8 protein-coding genes and 3 rRNA genes are annotated in these 17,762 nt (G+C 63.7%); 8 read left to right on the forward strand and 3 right to left on the reverse strand.

The window, feature by feature from the left end:
* Nucleotides 1–14: 14 nt before the first annotated feature.
* Nucleotides 15–692: a GNAT family N-acetyltransferase gene (locus ACZ9CK_RS06315; RefSeq protein ID WP_476049537.1), complete on the reverse strand. Its 678-nt coding sequence runs from the start codon at nt 690–692 to the stop codon at nt 15–17.
* Nucleotides 693–850: 158 nt separating this feature from the next.
* Here ACZ9CK_RS06315 and ACZ9CK_RS06320 point away from each other — a divergent pair, with 158 nt between their 5' ends.
* The 5 genes from ACZ9CK_RS06320 to rrf all read left to right on the forward strand — a co-directional run bounded on the left by ACZ9CK_RS06320 (nt 851) and on the right by rrf (nt 10,343).
* Nucleotides 851–3,079: a HelD family protein gene (locus ACZ9CK_RS06320; RefSeq protein WP_476049538.1), complete on the forward strand. Its 2,229-nt coding sequence runs from the start codon at nt 851–853 to the stop codon at nt 3,077–3,079.
* Between the two features lie 58 nt (nt 3,080–3,137).
* Nucleotides 3,138–4,448: a tyrosine--tRNA ligase gene (tyrS, locus tag ACZ9CK_RS06325; protein WP_426302925.1), complete on the forward strand. Its 1,311-nt coding sequence runs from the start codon at nt 3,138–3,140 to the stop codon at nt 4,446–4,448.
* Between the two features lie 495 nt (nt 4,449–4,943).
* Nucleotides 4,944–6,468: ribosomal RNA gene (locus ACZ9CK_RS06330) — 16S ribosomal RNA — on the forward strand.
* A 469-nt stretch (nt 6,469–6,937) separates the two neighbouring features.
* A 23S ribosomal RNA gene (locus ACZ9CK_RS06335) occupies nt 6,938–10,071 on the forward strand.
* A gap of 155 nt (nt 10,072–10,226) precedes the next feature.
* Nucleotides 10,227–10,343, forward strand: a 5S ribosomal RNA gene (gene rrf / locus ACZ9CK_RS06340).
* Together the 16S, 23S and 5S rRNA genes form the textbook arrangement of a ribosomal RNA operon.
* A 133-nt stretch (nt 10,344–10,476) precedes the next feature.
* Here the strand turns inward: rrf and ACZ9CK_RS06345 are convergent.
* Nucleotides 10,477–11,664 carry an acyl-CoA dehydrogenase family protein gene (locus ACZ9CK_RS06345; protein ID WP_476049539.1) on the reverse strand — a complete coding sequence of 396 codons (1,188 nt, stop codon included), beginning with the start codon at nt 11,662–11,664 and terminating at the stop codon, nt 10,477–10,479.
* A gap of 131 nt (nt 11,665–11,795) precedes the next feature.
* On the opposite strand from ACZ9CK_RS06345, the gene ACZ9CK_RS06350 reads away from it, so the two are divergent.
* Nucleotides 11,796–13,337, forward strand: a complete 1,542-nt coding sequence (locus ACZ9CK_RS06350; protein WP_476049540.1) for a PucR family transcriptional regulator ligand-binding domain-containing protein — start codon at nt 11,796–11,798, stop codon at nt 13,335–13,337.
* On the opposite strand, the gene ACZ9CK_RS06355 is transcribed toward ACZ9CK_RS06350, so the two are convergent.
* Nucleotides 13,334–14,512: a CaiB/BaiF CoA transferase family protein gene (locus tag ACZ9CK_RS06355; protein ID WP_476049541.1), complete on the reverse strand. Its 1,179-nt coding sequence runs from the start codon at nt 14,510–14,512 to the stop codon at nt 13,334–13,336. The genes ACZ9CK_RS06350 and ACZ9CK_RS06355 overlap by 4 nt on opposite strands.
* 370 nt (nt 14,513–14,882) lie before the next feature.
* Here ACZ9CK_RS06355 and ACZ9CK_RS06360 point away from each other — a divergent pair, with 370 nt between their 5' ends.
* Both ACZ9CK_RS06360 and ACZ9CK_RS06365 read left to right on the forward strand, forming a co-directional pair.
* A complete protein-coding gene (locus ACZ9CK_RS06360) occupies nt 14,883–16,775 on the forward strand; it encodes a hypothetical protein (RefSeq protein ID WP_476049542.1) in 1,893 nt (630 codons plus the stop codon).
* Nucleotides 16,768–17,757, forward strand: a complete 990-nt coding sequence (locus ACZ9CK_RS06365) for an HAD-IIA family hydrolase (protein WP_476049543.1) — start codon at nt 16,768–16,770, stop codon at nt 17,755–17,757. The genes ACZ9CK_RS06360 and ACZ9CK_RS06365 overlap by 8 nt, the downstream gene beginning before the upstream one ends.
* The last annotated feature ends 5 nt before the right edge of the window (nt 17,758–17,762 follow it).

Here is a 17,762-nt window from a genome sequence, read left to right on the forward strand (position 1 = left end):
GGAGCCGGTGGGGACTAGCCTGCCAGCAGGCAGGCATCGGGAGGCAGGGCGGCGGAAACGCGCCCTGCCTCCCGCTGTTCCATCCTTTCGAAGGGTGCCTGTTCGAACGGCGCCTGTTCGAACGGCGCCAGCCGCTCGAGGAGCGCGGTGCGCAGCGGAGGCCATTCGTGGCTGAGGATCGAATACACGTCGGTGTCGCAGCGGCCGCCGTCGGGTGCGAATCGGTGCCCGCGCAAGGTGCCTTCATGGCTGGCGCCAAGCCGCCGGATCGCCGCAGCGCTGCGGCTATTCCGCGCATCGCAGCGGAACCCCACCCGGTGCACGCCCAGGACCTCGAAGGAGTAGGACAGCAACAGCTGCTTGGCGGCCGGATTGACGTGGCTTCCCCAGAACGGGCGCCCGTAGAAGGTCCCGCCGATTTCCAGGCGCTCCTGCCGCGGATCGTAGTCGCAGAGTGAGGTGGTTCCCAGCAGGGCACCGGTCCTTTGTTCGACTACGGCGAAGGCGATGACCGCCGGGTCGGCGATCCGGGATGCAAAAAGCGCTTCGAGTTCCCCGGAACTCAGCGGCTGACTGGCCGCCATGCCGGACCACATCCCGGCGTCGACGAAATCAAAGAGTGCGCGGGCATGCGCGGGGGCAAGCGGAACCAGGCTGATTCCGTGCCGGCCAAGGGCCACTTCGTGCTGCATTGCAGCATCTAAGCACCAGCGGTCGCTGCCGGGAATGCTGCAGAGGTTAGCAGCGCATGAATTTCTTATGACACCCCGGCAGGGGGAGCGTTTCACCCGCGTTGCGGAAAACCGCTGTAGAATGGACGGTCCGTCATTTCCGATAGGGGAACGTTTTGATGCACGACGCCGATTTGCTCCACGAACGCGAGTACGTGGCCGGGCTCTATGCGCGGCTGGACGAGCTGCGGGAAGAGAAACGGAGCCAGCTCGCGCAGGTCCGCCGCGCCGGAGCGGTGGGCACCATGCAGAACGTGTCCGAACGCGACGCTTTCGCGGCGCTGTACGAGGACCGCCTGGCCCAGCTCGACGCCGTCGACGAGCGCCTCGTCTTCGGCCGCCTCGATCTCGACACGGGCGAAGCGCAATATATCGGCCGCATCGGCCTGTCGACGGCGGATCTGCAGCGGCTCATGGTCGACTGGCGTGCCCCCGAGGCCGGCCATTTCTACCAGGCCACAGCCTTCGACCGCCAGGGTGTCCGCCGCCGCCGGCACTTGATCCTGCAGGGCCGTGAAGTGAAGGCGATCGAGGACGACGTCCTGGACACCACCATGCTGGACGGCAGCGAATCCATGCAGGGGGAGGGCGCGCTGCTGGCGGCCCTGAACTCCAAGCGCACCGGGCGCATGTCGGACATCGTAGGAACCATCCAGGCCGAGCAGGACCGCATCATCCGCTCCGCAATGTCGGGCGCGCTGGTGGTCCAGGGCGGTCCCGGAACCGGCAAGACGGCCGTCGCGCTGCACCGTGCCGCGTACCTGCTCTACACCCACCGGGAACGGCTGAAGTCCGCCGGCGTGCTGCTGGTCGGCCCGTCGTCGTCCTTCATGCACTACATCGAACGCGTGCTGCCGTCCCTTGGCGAGACCGGCGTCGTCATGACCAGCCTCGGCAAGCTCATGCCCGGCATCAACGCCGTCCCGGAGGAGGACCCCGCCGTCGCCGCGCTGAAGGGCAGCCTGGACATGGCCGCCGTCGTCGCGAACGCCGTCGCGAACCGCCAGCGCACGCCCGCCGAGGACCGCATCCTCGAGGTCGATTCCCGCAAGCTCAAGCTCACGGTCAGGCAGGTCCGGCGCGCCCGCGAACGCGCCCGCGGCACCGGCAAGCCGCACAACGAGGCCCGGGTAACTTTCGTGAAGATCCTGCTCCGCGAGCTCACCGAGCAGCTCACGGACATTGTGGAAGCGGCCAACCTCGGCAACAACGCCGACCGTGCCTACCTGGCCGAAGACGTCCGCACCGCCCGTGACGTCCGCATCGCCCTGAACCTGTGCTGGATGCCGATGACCCCGGAGAAGCTGATCTCCGAGCTCTTCAGCAAGCCTGCCATCCTCGAGGCCTGCACCCCGGACCTCACCCCGGAACAGCGTGCCCTGCTGTTGCGCCCGGCCGACGCCCCGTGGACCGAAGCCGACGTCCCGCTGCTCGATGAAGCCGCCGAACTTCTTGGCGAACTCGATGCCGCGGCCGGCCGGGGATTGGCCCAGCAGGAGCACGACCGTGCCCGCGACCTGGCCAATGCCAAGCAGACCCTGGCCAACATGGAAGCCATGGGCGTCAACGTCCTCATGACCGCCGAGGAACTGGCCGAGCAGAACCAGGAGCGCGAAACCCGCCTCACCGCGGCCGAACGCGCCGTCAGCGACCGCACCTGGGCCTTCGGGCACATTGTGGTCGATGAAGCGCAGGAGCTTTCGCCCATGCAGTGGCGCCTCCTGGTCCGCCGCTGCCCGCTGAAGTCCTTCACGATCGTCGGCGACATTGCCCAGACGAGCGCCGCGGCAGGTGCCAATTCCTGGCACAGCGCCCTGGCGCCGTCCTTCGGTGACCGCTGGCAGCTGGAAGAGCTCACGGTCAATTACCGCACACCCTCGCAGATCGCCGAGGCCGCCGTCCGGATGGCCAACCGTGCCGGCCTGGTCGTCTCGGCTCCCAAGGCCGTGCGGGAAGGCCGCTGGAACCCCCTCGTGGACCGGGTGGAGGCGGACGGGATCGTCCCCCGCCTCCTTGAGGTGTTCCCCGAGGAGCTGGACGTGCTCGACGGCGGCCTGCTCGCCGTGATTGCCGACGGCGCCCTGCTGCCCGAGGCAGCCGCGGCCCTGCGCGGCGCCTACGGCCACCGGGTGGGAAGCGGAGCCGGCAGCTACGAACAGGACATCGTGGTGATCAGCCCGAAGGAAGCCAAGGGCCTGGAATTCGACGGCGTCGTGGTCCTGGAACCAGCCGCCATGCTCAACCACGAGCACGGGAAGGTCGGCGACCTGTACGTCGCCATGACCCGCCCCACGCAGCGCCTGCGGCTCATCACTTCGGCGCCGCTGCCGGCCGGAATCGAACGCTAGGGCGCGGACAAGCGGCCGGACAACGGAACAGGGCGCCAATCCTGCTAACTTAGAAGCCGTGTCACACGTAAACAACCTCGAGTCCCAGCACAACGACCCGGGCTTCGCCAACATCTGGCAGGAGCTCAAATGGCGCGGCCTTGTCCACGTTTCCACCGATGAGGCGGAACTGGAAAAGCTGCTCGCCGGGGACCCGATCACGTATTACTGTGGCTTCGACCCGACCGCGCCGTCCCTGCACCTGGGCAACCTGGTGCAGCTCCTGGTCATGCGCCGCCTGCAGCTTGCGGGTCACAAGCCGCTCGGCCTCGTGGGTGGCTCCACGGGCCTGATCGGCGACCCGCGCCCGACGGCGGAACGCACCTTGAACACCAAGGACACCGTCGCCGAATGGGTCGGCTACCTGCAGGCCCAGGTCCGCCGCTTCCTCAGCTTCGAGGGCGACAATGCTGCCCGCATGGTCAACAACCTGGACTGGACCGCGCCGCTGAGCGCCATCGACTTCCTGCGCGAAATCGGCAAGCACTACCGCGTGGGCACCATGCTGCGCAAGGACGCCGTCGCCTCCCGCCTGAGCTCCGAGGAAGGCATCAGCTACACCGAGTTCAGCTACCAGATCCTGCAGGGCATGGACTACCTCCAGCTCAACCGCGACTACGCCTGCGTGCTGCAGACCGGCGGCTCGGACCAGTGGGGCAACCTGACCAGCGGCACCGAACTGATCCGCAAGGTGGACGGCAAGAGCGTGCATGCCCTCGGCACGCCGCTGATCACCAACGCCGACGGCACCAAGTTCGGCAAGAGCGAAGGCAATGCCATCTGGCTGGACGCCGCAATGTGCAGCCCGTACGCGTTCTACCAGTTCTGGCTGAACACTGCAGATGCCGACGTCGTCGACCGCCTCAAGGTCTTCACCTTCCTCAGCCGCGCGGAAATCGAGGAACTGGAGAAGTCCGTGGCGGAGCGCCCCTTCGCCCGCGAAGGACAGCGGAAGCTCGCCTACGAAGTCACCTCGCTGGTGCACGGCGTGGACGCCACCGAGAAGGTCATCGCCGCTTCCGCCGCTGTCTTCGGCAACGGAGACCTCAGCGTCCTGGATGAAGCGACCCTTGCAGCCGCCACCGCTGAGCTGCCGTCCGCAAAGATCGACGCCGCCGGCTTGGGCATCATCGATCTGCTCGTTGCCTCCGGCCTCTCCGACAGCAAGTCCGCCGCCCGGCGCACGGTGGGGGAGGGCGGCGCCTATGTGAACAACACCAAGGTGACCGATCCCGACGCCGTCATCGGCCAGGACGAACTGCTTCACGGGCGCTACCTGCTGCTTCGCCGCGGCAAGAAGAACCTCGCCACAGTGGAAGTGACCGGCTAACCAAACGTCCCACGCGTCCCACGCGTGACGGGCCTGTACGCCTCCCCGCAGCTGACTTGCGCAGCCGCGGGGAGGCGTGTAGTGTTTCTTGGGTTGCCGCCGCTGAGGGGCAACAGCCTCCCATTGAATTGTGAAGAATCCGCCTCCGGCAAATGCCAGGAAATCGGATTATTTGCAGTCCCTTCGGAGGTAATTCGATTCGCGAAAGTGAATTCGGGAGAAATTGCCGGATTTGCAAAGTGAAATCGGATGAAATAAGATTGAAACATCGCAGCGAAGAAAAACGGAAAGTGATTCCGCGAAGTATTCGAATGCTTCTGTTGTTTGAGAACTCAATAGTGTGCCAAGTTTGTTGATACCGATTTTTTATGAATTGGTTATTTGCCGGGCTGTCCGCCCCTGTGGATGGTCTGGTTTTTAGCTGGTTTCAAATTTTGTGCAGCGTGTCCGGGTCTTTTTCCGGCCTGGGTGTGTTGTGTCTGTTTTTGTTTTACTTCAACGGAGAGTTTGATCCTGGCTCAGGATGAACGCTGGCGGCGTGCTTAACACATGCAAGTCGAACGATGATCCGGTGCTTGCACCGGGGATTAGTGGCGAACGGGTGAGTAACACGTGAGTAACCTGCCCTTGACTCTGGGATAAGCCTGGGAAACTGGGTCTAATACCGGATATGACCTTTCACCGCATGGTGGGGGGTGGAAAGCTTTTTGTGGTTTTGGATGGACTCGCGGCCTATCAGCTTGTTGGTGGGGTAATGGCCTACCAAGGCGATGACGGGTAGCCGGCCTGAGAGGGTGACCGGCCACACTGGGACTGAGACACGGCCCAGACTCCTACGGGAGGCAGCAGTGGGGAATATTGCACAATGGGCGCAAGCCTGATGCAGCGACGCCGCGTGAGGGATGACGGCCTTCGGGTTGTAAACCTCTTTCAGTAGGGAAGAAGCGAAAGTGACGGTACCTGCAGAAGAAGCGCCGGCTAACTACGTGCCAGCAGCCGCGGTAATACGTAGGGCGCAAGCGTTATCCGGAATTATTGGGCGTAAAGAGCTCGTAGGCGGTTTGTCGCGTCTGCTGTGAAAGACCGGGGCTCAACTCCGGTTCTGCAGTGGGTACGGGCAGACTAGAGTGATGTAGGGGAGACTGGAATTCCTGGTGTAGCGGTGAAATGCGCAGATATCAGGAGGAACACCGATGGCGAAGGCAGGTCTCTGGGCATTAACTGACGCTGAGGAGCGAAAGCATGGGGAGCGAACAGGATTAGATACCCTGGTAGTCCATGCCGTAAACGTTGGGCACTAGGTGTGGGGGACATTCCACGTTTTCCGCGCCGTAGCTAACGCATTAAGTGCCCCGCCTGGGGAGTACGGCCGCAAGGCTAAAACTCAAAGGAATTGACGGGGGCCCGCACAAGCGGCGGAGCATGCGGATTAATTCGATGCAACGCGAAGAACCTTACCAAGGCTTGACATGGACCGGACCGCCCTGGAAACAGGGCTTCCCTTCGGGGCTGGTTCACAGGTGGTGCATGGTTGTCGTCAGCTCGTGTCGTGAGATGTTGGGTTAAGTCCCGCAACGAGCGCAACCCTCGTTCCATGTTGCCAGCGGGTTATGCCGGGGACTCATGGGAGACTGCCGGGGTCAACTCGGAGGAAGGTGGGGACGACGTCAAATCATCATGCCCCTTATGTCTTGGGCTTCACGCATGCTACAATGGCCGGTACAATGGGTTGCGATACTGTGAGGTGGAGCTAATCCCAAAAAGCCGGTCTCAGTTCGGATTGGGGTCTGCAACTCGACCCCATGAAGTCGGAGTCGCTAGTAATCGCAGATCAGCAACGCTGCGGTGAATACGTTCCCGGGCCTTGTACACACCGCCCGTCAAGTCACGAAAGTTGGTAACACCCGAAGCCGGTGGCCTAACCCCTTGTGGGAGGGAGCCGTCGAAGGTGGGACCGGCGATTGGGACTAAGTCGTAACAAGGTAGCCGTACCGGAAGGTGCGGCTGGATCACCTCCTTTCTAAGGAGCAACTGCCCTTTTGTGGTGGTGGCTGCATGGTCGCCGTCCGGGGGTCAGGAGTACAGCCCATTGCGCAGGCGTCTGTTCTGCGGTGGGTGCTCATGGGTGGAATATCAACGAATCAAACTGGTTTTGGCATGGCCTTGGTGGTTGTGTCCTGTGGTTAGTACGGTGTCTGTGCCCTTTTGGGGTGTGGGTGTTGGGAACGCTGCGGGGTGCGGACTGTCGTGGGTTGTGTTTGGTGCACTGTTGGGTCCTGAGGCAACAGGACCTGCAACGATGAGTTGCCGGGCCCGTCAGGGGCGCCCCTTTTGTGGGGTGTTCTGGGGTTTCTGGTTTTCCTGTCCTTGCCGATCATGCGCATGGTTTGTGTGTGTGGGGTGTGGGGGTTGGGGTTGTTGTTTGAGAACTACATAGTGGACGCGAGCATCTTGTAAGCAATTTTGTTTAGAAGTTTTTTGATCTGTGTGGTCAAGTTTTTAAGGGCACACGGTGGATGCCTTGGCATCAGGAGCCGATGAAGGACGTAGGAATCTGCGATAAGCCTGGGGGAGTTGATAACCGAGCGGTGATCCCAGGATGTCCGAATGGGGAAACCCCGCACAACGCCGTTTTCGGTGATTGTGTGACCCGTACCTGAATATATAGGGTGCGTGGGGGGAACGCGGGGAAGTGAAACATCTCAGTACCCGCAGGAAGAGAAAACAACAGTGATTCCGTTAGTAGTGGCGAGCGAACGCGGATCAGGCTAAACCGACCCATGTGTGATAGCCGGCGGGCGTTGCGTGGGCGGGGTTGTGGGGCAGTTGCGTGCTGGTTCTGCCGGACCGGCGGGGTGTGTGTGCGTGCATAGGCGAACGGTTTTGAAAGGCCGGCCGGAGAGGGTGTGAGTCCCGTAGCCGTAATGTGTTGTGCCGCCCTGGTGAGTGTTCCCAAGTAGCACGGGGCCCGAGAAATCCCGTGTGAATCTGTCAGGACCACCTGATAAGCCTAAATACTTCCTGATGACCGATAGCGGACCAGTACCGTGAGGGAAAGGTGAAAAGTACCCCGGGAGGGGAGTGAAACAGTACCTGAAACCGTGTGCTTACAATCCGTCAGAGCAGCCTTGTTGTTGTGATGGCGTGCCTTTTGAAGAATGAGCCTGCGAGTTAGTGTTACGTCGCGAGGTTAACCCGTGTGGGGTAGCCGTAGCGAAAGCGAGTCTGAACAGGGCGAGTGTAGTGGCGTGATCTAGACCCGAAGCGGAGTGATCTACCCATGGCCAGGTTGAAGCGACGGTAAGACGTCGTGGAGGACCGAACCCACTTCAGTTGAAAATGGAGGGGATGAGCTGTGGGTAGGGGTGAAAGGCCAATCAAACTCCGTGATAGCTGGTTCTCCCCGAAATGCATTTAGGTGCAGCGTTGCGTGTTTCTTGCCGGAGGTAGAGCTACTGGATGGCCGATGGGCCCTACAAGGTTACTGACGTCAGCCAAACTCCGAATGCCGGTAAGTGAGAGCGCAGCAGTGAGACTGTGGGGGATAAGCTTCATAGTCGAGAGGGAAACAGCCCAGACCACCAACTAAGGCCCCTAAGCGTGTGCTAAGTGGGAAAGGATGTGGAGTTGCTTAGACAACCAGGAGGTTGGCTTAGAAGCAGCCACCCTTGAAAGAGTGCGTAATAGCTCACTGGTCAAGTGATTCCGCGCCGACAATGTAGCGGGGCTCAAGTACACCGCCGAAGTTGTGGCATTCACACATGTTCCTAGCCTTCGTGGTTCAGGGGTGTGGATGGGTAGGGGAGCGTCGTGTGGGCGGTGAAGCTGCGGTGTGAACCAGTGGTGGAGCCTACACGAGTGAGAATGCAGGCATGAGTAGCGAAAGACGGGTGAGAAACCCGTCCGCCGAATGATCAAGGGTTCCAGGGTCAAGCTAATCTGCCCTGGGTAAGTCGGGACCTAAGGCGAGGCCGACAGGCGTAGTCGATGGACAACGGGTTGATATTCCCGTACCGGCGAAGAACCGCCCATACCAAGCGGGGGATACTAACCGCCCGAAACCTGCCCTATCACCCTTTGGGTGTGTGGGTTTTGGTGGAGCGCGGGACCTGATCCCGGGAGGTAAGCGTATTAACAGGTGTGACGCAGGAAGGTAGCCGGGCCGGGCGATGGTTGCCCCGGTCTAAGGACGTAGGCCGTTCCATAGGCAAATCCGTGGAACATGCAGGCTGAGATCTGATGGGACCCCCGCATGGGGGGATCCGGTGATCCTATGCTGCCTAGAAAAGCATCGGCGCGAGGTTCCAGCTGCCCGTACCCCAAACCGACACAGGTGATCAGGTAGAGAATACCAAGGCGATCGAGAGAATTATGGTTAAGGAACTCGGCAAAATGCCCCCGTAACTTCGGGAGAAGGGGGGCCCGGACCGTGAGACCCACTTGCTGGGTGGAGCGGGCAAGGGCCGCAGAGACCAGGGGGAAGCGACTGTTTACTAAAAACACAGGTCCGTGCGAAGTCGCAAGACGATGTATACGGACTGACTCCTGCCCGGTGCTGGAAGGTTAAGAGGACCGGTTAGCTCTTCGGAGCGAAGCTGAGAATTCAAGCCCCAGTAAACGGCGGTGGTAACTATAACCATCCTAAGGTAGCGAAATTCCTTGTCGGGTAAGTTCCGACCTGCACGAATGGAGTAACGACTTCCCCGCTGTCTCAACCATAAACTCGGCGAAATTGCAGTACGAGTAAAGATGCTCGTTACGCGCAGCAGGACGGAAAGACCCCGAGACCTTTACTATAGTTTGGTATTGGTGTTCGGAGTGGCTTGTGTAGGATAGGTGGGAGACTGTGAAGCCCGGACGCCAGTTCGGGTGGAGTCATCGTTGAAATACCACTCTGGTCACTTTGGACATCTAACTTCGGCCCGTGATCCGGGTCAGGGACAGTGCCTGATGGGTAGTTTAACTGGGGCGGTTGCCTCCTAAAAAGTAACGGAGGCGCCCAAAGGTTCCCTCAGCCTGGTTGGCAATCAGGTGTCGAGTGTAAGTGCACAAGGGAGCTTGACTGTGAGAGAGACATCTCAAGCAGGGACGAAAGTCGGGACTAGTGATCCGGCGGTACATTGTGGAATGGCCGTCGCTCAACGGATAAAAGGTACCTCGGGGATAACAGGCTGATCTTGCCCAAGAGTCCATATCGACGGCATGGTTTGGCACCTCGATGTCGGCTCGTCGCATCCTGGGGCTGGAGTAGGTCCCAAGGGTTGGGCTGTTCGCCCATTAAAGCGGTACGCGAGCTGGGTTTAGAACGTCGTGAGACAGTTCGGTCCCTATCCGCTGCGCGCGCAGGAAATTTGAGAAGGGCTGTCCTTAGTACGAGAGGACCGGGACGGACGAACCTCTGGTGTGTCAGTTGTACTGCCAAGTGCACCGCTGATTAGCTACGTTCGGATGGGATAACCGCTGAAAGCATCTAAGCGGGAAGCTCGCTTCAAGATGAGATTTCCATGCACCTCGTGTGTGAGAGGCCCCCAGCCAGACCACTGGGTTGATAGGCCGGACGTGGAAGACAGGACCAACGACTGTCGAAGCCGACCGGTACTAATAGGCCGACAACTTACACCACACAAAAACATCAAAAGCTACGCGTCCACTATGTGGTTCCCGGACAACAACCCAGGAACCAAACCGGCACACCACCGGACAACCGAATACAACCAGCAACACCTGGTAACCAACAGTCTTCCCACCCCGCACACACGCGGGGACGGGTAACAAGGTTACGGCGGTCATAGCGTGGGGGAAACGCCCGGTCCCATTCCGAACCCGGAAGCTAAGACCCACAGCGCCGATGGTACTGCACCCGGGAGGGTGTGGGAGAGTAGGACACCGCCGGACAACCATTACAGGTCGAGGCCCCCGAAGAACACCTTCGGGGGCCTCCCGCATTTAACCCACACATGCCAACACAGCTGTGCCCCGGTTCGAGGACCGGGGCACAGCTGTTTAACAGCAGCCGGTTAACAAATGCTCAGCGGAAGGCGGGAATCCCCGTGATGTGGTTGCCGAGGACCAGGGTGTGGACTTCGTCGGTTCCCTCGTAGGTGCGCACCGATTCGAGGTTGTTGGCGTGGCGCATGGGCGGGTAGTCCAGGGTGATGCCATTGCCGCCGAGCATGGCCCTGGCTTCCCGGCAGATCCGGATTGCTTCGCGGCAATTATTCAGCTTGCCCGCGGAAATCTGGTGGGGATGCAGCTTTCCGGACTCCTTGAGCCGGCCGATCTGGACGGCCAGCAGCAGTCCCTTGTTGATTTCGAGGGCCATGTTGACCAGCTTCTCCTGGGTCAGCTGGTAGCCGGCGAGCGGCTTGTCGAACTGGATCCGCTCCAGCGAGTAATCGAGGGCGCTCAGGTAGCTGTCCCGTGCCGCTCCCATCGCACCCCAGATGATCCCGTAACGCGCCTCGTTGAGGCATTCGAAGGGGCCGCGCAGGCCTTTGGCCCCGGGCAGGAGGGCTGAACCGGGGAGCCTGACGTCCCGGAGTTCGATGTCGCACTGGATTGAGGCTCGCATGGACAACTTGCCTTCGATCGGCGTCGCCTGGAATCCGGGAGTGTCAGTGGGCACGAGGAAGCCGCGTACGCCGTCGTCGGTCATGGCCCAGATGACCGCGAGCTGCGCGATCGAGGCGAGACCTATCCAGCGCTTGGATCCGTTGATGATCCAGTCGTCACCCTCGCGCCGCGCGAAGGTCTTCATGCTCCCCGGATCCGAGCCCGCCCCAGGCTCCGTGAGCCCGAAACACCCCACTGCTTCACCGGCGGCCATCCGGGGCAGCCATTGTTGCTTCTGCTCCTCGCTCCCGTGCTTGTGGATCGCACTCATTGCCAGGGAGCCCTGCACACTGACGAAGGTCCGCAGCCCTGAATCGCCGGCCTCAAGTTCCAAAGCGGCAAGCCCGTATTCAACCGCGGTTCGTCCCGGGCAACCGTAGTCCTTCAGATGCATGCCGAGCAGGCCGAGCGCGCCCATTTCGGGGATGATTTCCACAGGAAAGACCGCGTCTTCATACCAGGCCGCGATATTCGGCCGGATCCTCGCGTCGACAAAGGCGCGGACCTTGTCGCGCAAGGCGAGCTCGTCTTTGGTGAACAGGGAATCGATATCCAGCAGGTCGGCGTTGTCAGGCACGGGTGCTCCATTGCTTTCGGGCGTCATGCCTCCAACGCTAAGGCGCCGGAAGCCCGCCAGGCATTGGATGATCCGCCCGGCGCGGCGACGATACTGGTTAGATTGTCCAGTCTGCTCTTAGCCACCAGCCCGCACCAAACAATCGAACAAAGGCAGCCATGATCAGCCTTGCGCAGCTTCAGCACCGGCTCGGTGCCGAACTCGGCCCATCCACCGGTACCGCGGTTCCGCGGCGGCAGATTTCCGGGGTGCACATCTCCGAGCTCGAAGACCCGACTCCCTACCTGGAGGGTGGGGAACTGCTTCTCACCACCGGGATACCTTTTGCCGGAAGCCTGTCCGGGGGTTCCACGCGCGTCCATTCCTACGTAGGGCGACTGGTGGAACGCGAGGTTTCGGCCCTGGGCCTCGGCCTGGGAGCGGGGCTCGACGCCGTTCCCGCAGCCTTGGCGGATGCGTGCCGGGACGCCGGGCTGGCGCTGCTCATCGTGCCTGCCGGTGTCCCGTTCATGAATGTTTCCCGTGCGTACTGGGACCTGGTTTCCAGAGCCGGCCAGTCCGATCTTGTGGCGAGCCTGGGCACCCAGACCGCCCTGGCCCGTGCGGCGCTGCTGCCGGATGCCAATGCCTCGGTGGTCAAGGCCTTGGCCCAGGCGCTGGGCGGGTGGGCGGCGTACCTGCCGGCAGCGGGGGCGGAGGCGGACGCGGAGACATTCTGGCCGTCGAGCACACACGGGTTAATTCCGCAGCTGCGGGAACAGGCCGCCCGCCTCAACCTGGGTGCGCTGCACTCCGCCGCCACGTTCCAGATCCACGGGAGCGACGTCGTCGAGCATCCTGTCTTGGTAGGCCGCCGAATTGCCGGCTTCCTGGCAGTGGGCGCCGGCCGGAAACTCGGCAAGGCCGACCGCCAGATCATCCAGACCGTCTGCATGCTGCTCGCGCTCAAGGCGCAGCAACAGCAGGAAGCCCTTGCGGCAGGGGGCGCCCTCGATTCGGCGGTGGCCAAACTGCTGCTGGGCGGACACACGGACGCGGCCAGGATGCTGGCGCGCGATCTGTCGGTCCCGTTGCCTGGGGGCCCGGTACGGCTCCTGCTCCTGAAAGCTGCCGCGGCGGAGGCTCCCGAGGCGGCGGGCCGGGGCCTGGGCGAGGAGGCCGCCGACGTCGTCGGCCGCCTGCGTGCCGAACACCCGCTGCCCTGGCTCCCCGCCGCCCTGCGCGGCTGCCGGCTGCGGTACTCGGAGGGCGCTGTCTCCTGTTTCATCCTGGACGCCCTGGCCGCAGGCGATGACGTGGAAGCCCAGGTGGCGGCCGGAGGCAATGGGCATCCGCCCGAAAGTGCCGCATTGAGCCGGGTCCTGCCCCTGCACAGGCTGGCCGAAGCCCGCGATGCGCTGGTGGAAATCCTGCTTTCCGTGCCGCCCGGGACGCTTGCGGTGCCTGGCAGCGGGCAGGCCGTGGACGCACAGGTAGAGGAATGGATCGAAACGCTGCGGAACTTTCCCCGGGCCGATCTCGTGGGTACGGTGCGCAGCTACCTGAGGCACCGGGGCCAGTGGGAAGTGACGGCGAGGGAACTGGCGGTGCACCGAAATTCCCTGCGCCACCGGATCGCCACGGCGGCCAGGATCATCCAGGCGGATCTTGACGATCCGGATGTCGCCGCACGCTTGTGGCTGGGATTGCGTCGGGCCTAGCTCTTTCCGGAGAGCCACTCGCGCAGCGGCGCGTCGTGTTCGCCCAGCGACGGCGGCGCCTGTGTGCGCGGGGGCAGCGGCGGCGTCCAGCTGACCGGATGGCGCACTTGGCGCCCGACGGCGGCTCCCGTGGAGTCGTGCACCTCGATGGTGGGCTCCAGGCCGAGGGACTCGGCGAATTCGAGCCCTTCATCGATTCCTGCCACCCTTCCCGCGGGCACCCCGGCGGCCGTGAGGCGCTCCTGCCAGAGGGCGGCCGGAGCATCCGCAAGGGCTTGCTCCAGCAGGAGGACAAGCTCGCCACGGTTCCGCACGCGCTCCGGGTTGCCGGCGAAACGGGGCTCGGCGGCGAGGCCCGGCAGGCCAAGGACCCTGCAGAAGGCCGCGAACTGGGAGTCGTTTCCGCAGGCCACGGCCAAGGGACCGTCGGCACATCGGAGCAGTTGGTAGGGAGCGATCGAAGGGTGGACGTTTCCCAGCCGGCCTGGCACTGTGCCTGTGCCGAGGAACGCTTGCGCCTGGTTGGCCAGGGCACCTTGCAGGCTGGAGAGCAGATTGACTTCGAGCAAAGCCCCGCGGCCATGGACGCTGCGGGATCGCAGGGCAGCGAGGATGCCGATGGCGGCGTCTTTGGCGGTCAGCACGTCCACCAGCGCGACGCCGGCCTTCATCGCTTCGCCGTCTGCCGCTCCCGTGATGCTCATGAGCCCGCCCATGGCCTGCACCACGAAGTCGTAGCCCGGCAGTCCGGCTCCGCCGGCGCTGCCGAACCCGGAAATGGACGCGTACACCAGGGAAGGGTTGTCCGCAGAGAGTTCCTCATAACCCAGGCCCAGCCTGGCCATGGCGCCCGCCTTGAAGTTCTCCACGACGACATCGGCGCGCAGGGCCAATTCCCGCGCCAGCTTCCGGTCGCCAGCATCGCCGAGGTCCAGGCACAGCGACTCCTTGTTCCGGTTCACGCTTTCGAAATACGTCGAACCGGTCGCCGAAAAAGGCGGACCCCAGTTTCTCGTATCGTCGCCACTGCCCGGCCGCTCCACCTTGATCACGCGCGCCCCCAGGTCCGCCAACGTCATGGTGGCAAGAGGTCCGGCGAGGACGCGCGAGAAGTCCGCAACCAGAATGCCCTCAAGCGGCAGCACTGCTTGCTCCGAGGTGTTCGGCTGTTCCATGGAGTCCTTCCGGCGGCGGGAGCTGATAGAGCACACCTTAGGCGCGGCCCGGAAGAGCCGTCGCTGGACAGTTCGTCCCGTCCAGGCCGGAACGTCCCGGCCGGGATTCCTCCTCCAGATGGCCGACCGGCGGACGAACCAGCCACGAAGGAGGCCGACGGCGGCAGGCACCCCCGCCGTCGTCGCCCGTTCCGGCTGTGATGCTTCCCACGGGAAGGCGCCAAAGCGCTCCCGAAATACGGGAGGCAAGGAACCGTCGCCTAGAATTGCAGGAGAGAAACGGGCCGGATCCCGGCGGCGTGAGAACAAAATACGGATACGAGCGGCTGCGCATGCGCCAGTGGTCGGCTCACAACAGGAGGAATCCAGCATGGCTGAGCACAATGGCGGAAACCGCGGCAACTTCGGTGGCGGCAGGGGAGAACGCGGTCCCTTCCGCGCCAACAACAACTCCGGAGGCGATCCGCGCGGATTCCGTTCCCGCGACGACCGTGAAGGCGGCGCCGGCGGACAGCGCGACCGCAAGCCGTTTGGTGATCGGGACCGTAAGCCGTTTGGTGATCGGGACGGCAAACCTTTTGGTGATCGGGACCGTAAGCCTTTTGGTGATCGGGACGGCAAGAAGTTCGGTGAGCGTAAGCCTTTTGGTGATCGTGAGCGTAAGCCTTTCGGTGACCGTCCTGCCCGTGACGGTGAAGAGCGTCGCAGCTTCGGCGGCCCGCGCCGCGAGGGTGAGGAGCGCCGTGGTTTTGGTGAGCGTTCGGCCCGTGATGGTGAGCGCCGTAGCTTTGGTGAGCGTGACCGTAAGCCGTTTGGTGAGCGTCCTGCCCGCGATGGCGACCGTGACCGTAAGCCGTTCGGCGAACGCCCGGCCCGTGATGGTGAGCGCCGTAGTTTTGGCGACCGTGACCGTAAGTCGTTTGGTGAGCGTCCTGCCCGTGATGGTGAGCGCCGTAGCTTTGGTGAGCGTCCTGCCCGCGATGGCGACCGTGACCGTAAGTCGTTTGGTGAGCGTCCTGCCCGTGATGGTGAGCGCCGTAGCTTTGGTGAGCGTCCTGCCCGCGATGGCGACCGTGACCGTAACTTCGGGGAGCGTAAGCCGTTCGACCGCGACCGCAAGCCGTTTGGTGATCGTCCGCGTCGTGACGGCGAAGAGCGCCGCAGTTTCGGCGAACGTCCTGCCCGCGATGGCGAGCGTCGCAGCTTCGGCGACCGTGACCGTAAGTTCGGGGACCGCCCCGGACGCGGCCCCCGCAACTTCGACGGCCCCCGCGAAGAGCGTCCCGCCCGCGTTCCCAACGCCGCGGACCTGCGCAGCGCCAACCGCTCCGACCGGGAACGCTCACCGGAAATCGACGACGACGTCACGGGCCAGGAACTGGACCGCGTCACCAAGCACCAGATCAAGACCCTCGAAAGCACTAACGCGAGCTGGGTTGCCAAGCACCTGGTGATGGCCGGCCGCCTCATGGACATCGACCCCGAACTGTCCTTCCAGCACGCCCTTGCCGCCAGCCGCCGCGGCGGCCGCCTCGCCGTTGTCCGCGAAGCCGTAGGCCTCACCGCCTACGCCGCCGGGCACTACGGCGAAGCACTGCGCGAATTCCGCACCTACCGCCGGATCAGCGGCTCCAACGTGCACCTGCCCGTCATGGCCGACTGCGAGCGTGGCCTCGGCCGCCCGGACCGCGCGCTCGACGTCGTCCGTTCCCCGGAAGCCCAGGACCTCGACGCCCCTGGCAAGGTGGAACTGGCCATCGTCGCTTCCGGCGCCCGCGCCGACCTGGGCCAGCTGGACGCCGCAGTCGCCGAACTCGAGATTCCGCAGTTGGACATCAACCGCGCCTTCTCCTACAGCCCACGCCTGTTCCGCGCCTACGCCGAGGCCCTGACCGCCGCGGGCCGTGGCGAGGAAGCCAGCCGCTGGGAGCGCCAGGCCGTCGTGGCCGAAGACGCCCTGGGCGTCGGCCAGTTCGAGGAGCCGGACATCATCGACCTCGGTGAAGACGAGGAGGAGACCGCCAAGCCGCGCTTCCGCCGCGACGAGGCGGCTGCCCCTGAAGCAGAGGGGGACGCGGTAGAGGCAAGGCCCGCCGTCCGCGAAGAGGAAGCCCCGGAAAGCGACGACGTGGAACTTGACGACGTCGAATCCGATTACTTTGAATCCGACGACGCCGAATCGGACCACGACTCGGTGGAAGAGGACGTCCTGGAGGACACCGAAACCGGCCAGGAATCCGAGGGAGACAAGCAGAATGACTGAGCCCTCCCTGCTGGCGGGTTTCGATTCTGTTCTCTCCGACCTGGATGGCGTGGTGTACGCCGGACCGCACGCCATTCCCGGCGCGGTGGAGTCCTTGTCCAAGCTCGAGGAAGCCGGCGTCGGCCTGGGGTACGTGACCAACAACGCCTCGCGCACCCCGGCCCAGGTGGCCGCGCACCTGCGTGAACTTGGCGCCCCCGCCGAGGACCGCCAGGTGGTGAGCTCTTCGCAGGCTGCGGCTGTCCTCCTGTCCGAATTGCTGGCGCCCGGTTCGCACGTGCTGATCACCGGCAGCGCCGCACTTGCCCACGAGATCGAACTGGTCGGACTCGTCCCCGTCCACGACGCCACCGGGCAACCGGTGGCCGTCGTCCAGGGCTTCAACCCGGAAATCGGCTGGAAGCAGCTCGCTGAGGCCTCCTATGTGGTGGCCGGCGGGGCGCTGTGGGTTGCCACCAACACGGACATGTCCATTCCCCAGGCCCGCGGCATGGCCCCGGGCAACGGCACCCTGGTCGCAGCAGTCTCCGCAGCCACCGGCCAGTCCCCGCGGGTCGCAGGCAAGCCCGAGGCGCCGCTCTTCCACGCGGCCGCCAAGCGGCTGGGATCTGAGCGTCCGCTCGTCGTCGGGGACCGCCTCGACACCGACATCCTGGGCGGCAACCGGGCCGGATTCGCGACGGCGGCGGTGCTCACCGGCGTCGACACCCGCGAGTCGATCCTCGCCGCACGCAGCCAGGAGCGCCCCAGCTACCTGATTCCCGACCTCACGGCCCTGTACGAGCCGTACCCCGCGATCAGCGAGGACGGCGGGCGTTTCCGTTGCGGCAACTCCACGGCGTACGTGCAGGACAGCACCGTCACGGTCGAGGGCCTGGCGGACGAGCTGGACTCCTGGCGCGCCGCCTGTGCAGCGTGGTGGGCGGCCACTCCGGACGCCGCCGAAGCCACGGCTCCGCGTGTGGAATGGATCGAAAACTAGACTGC

The sequence above is a fragment of the Arthrobacter sp. TE26545 genome (genome assembly GCF_056279005.1).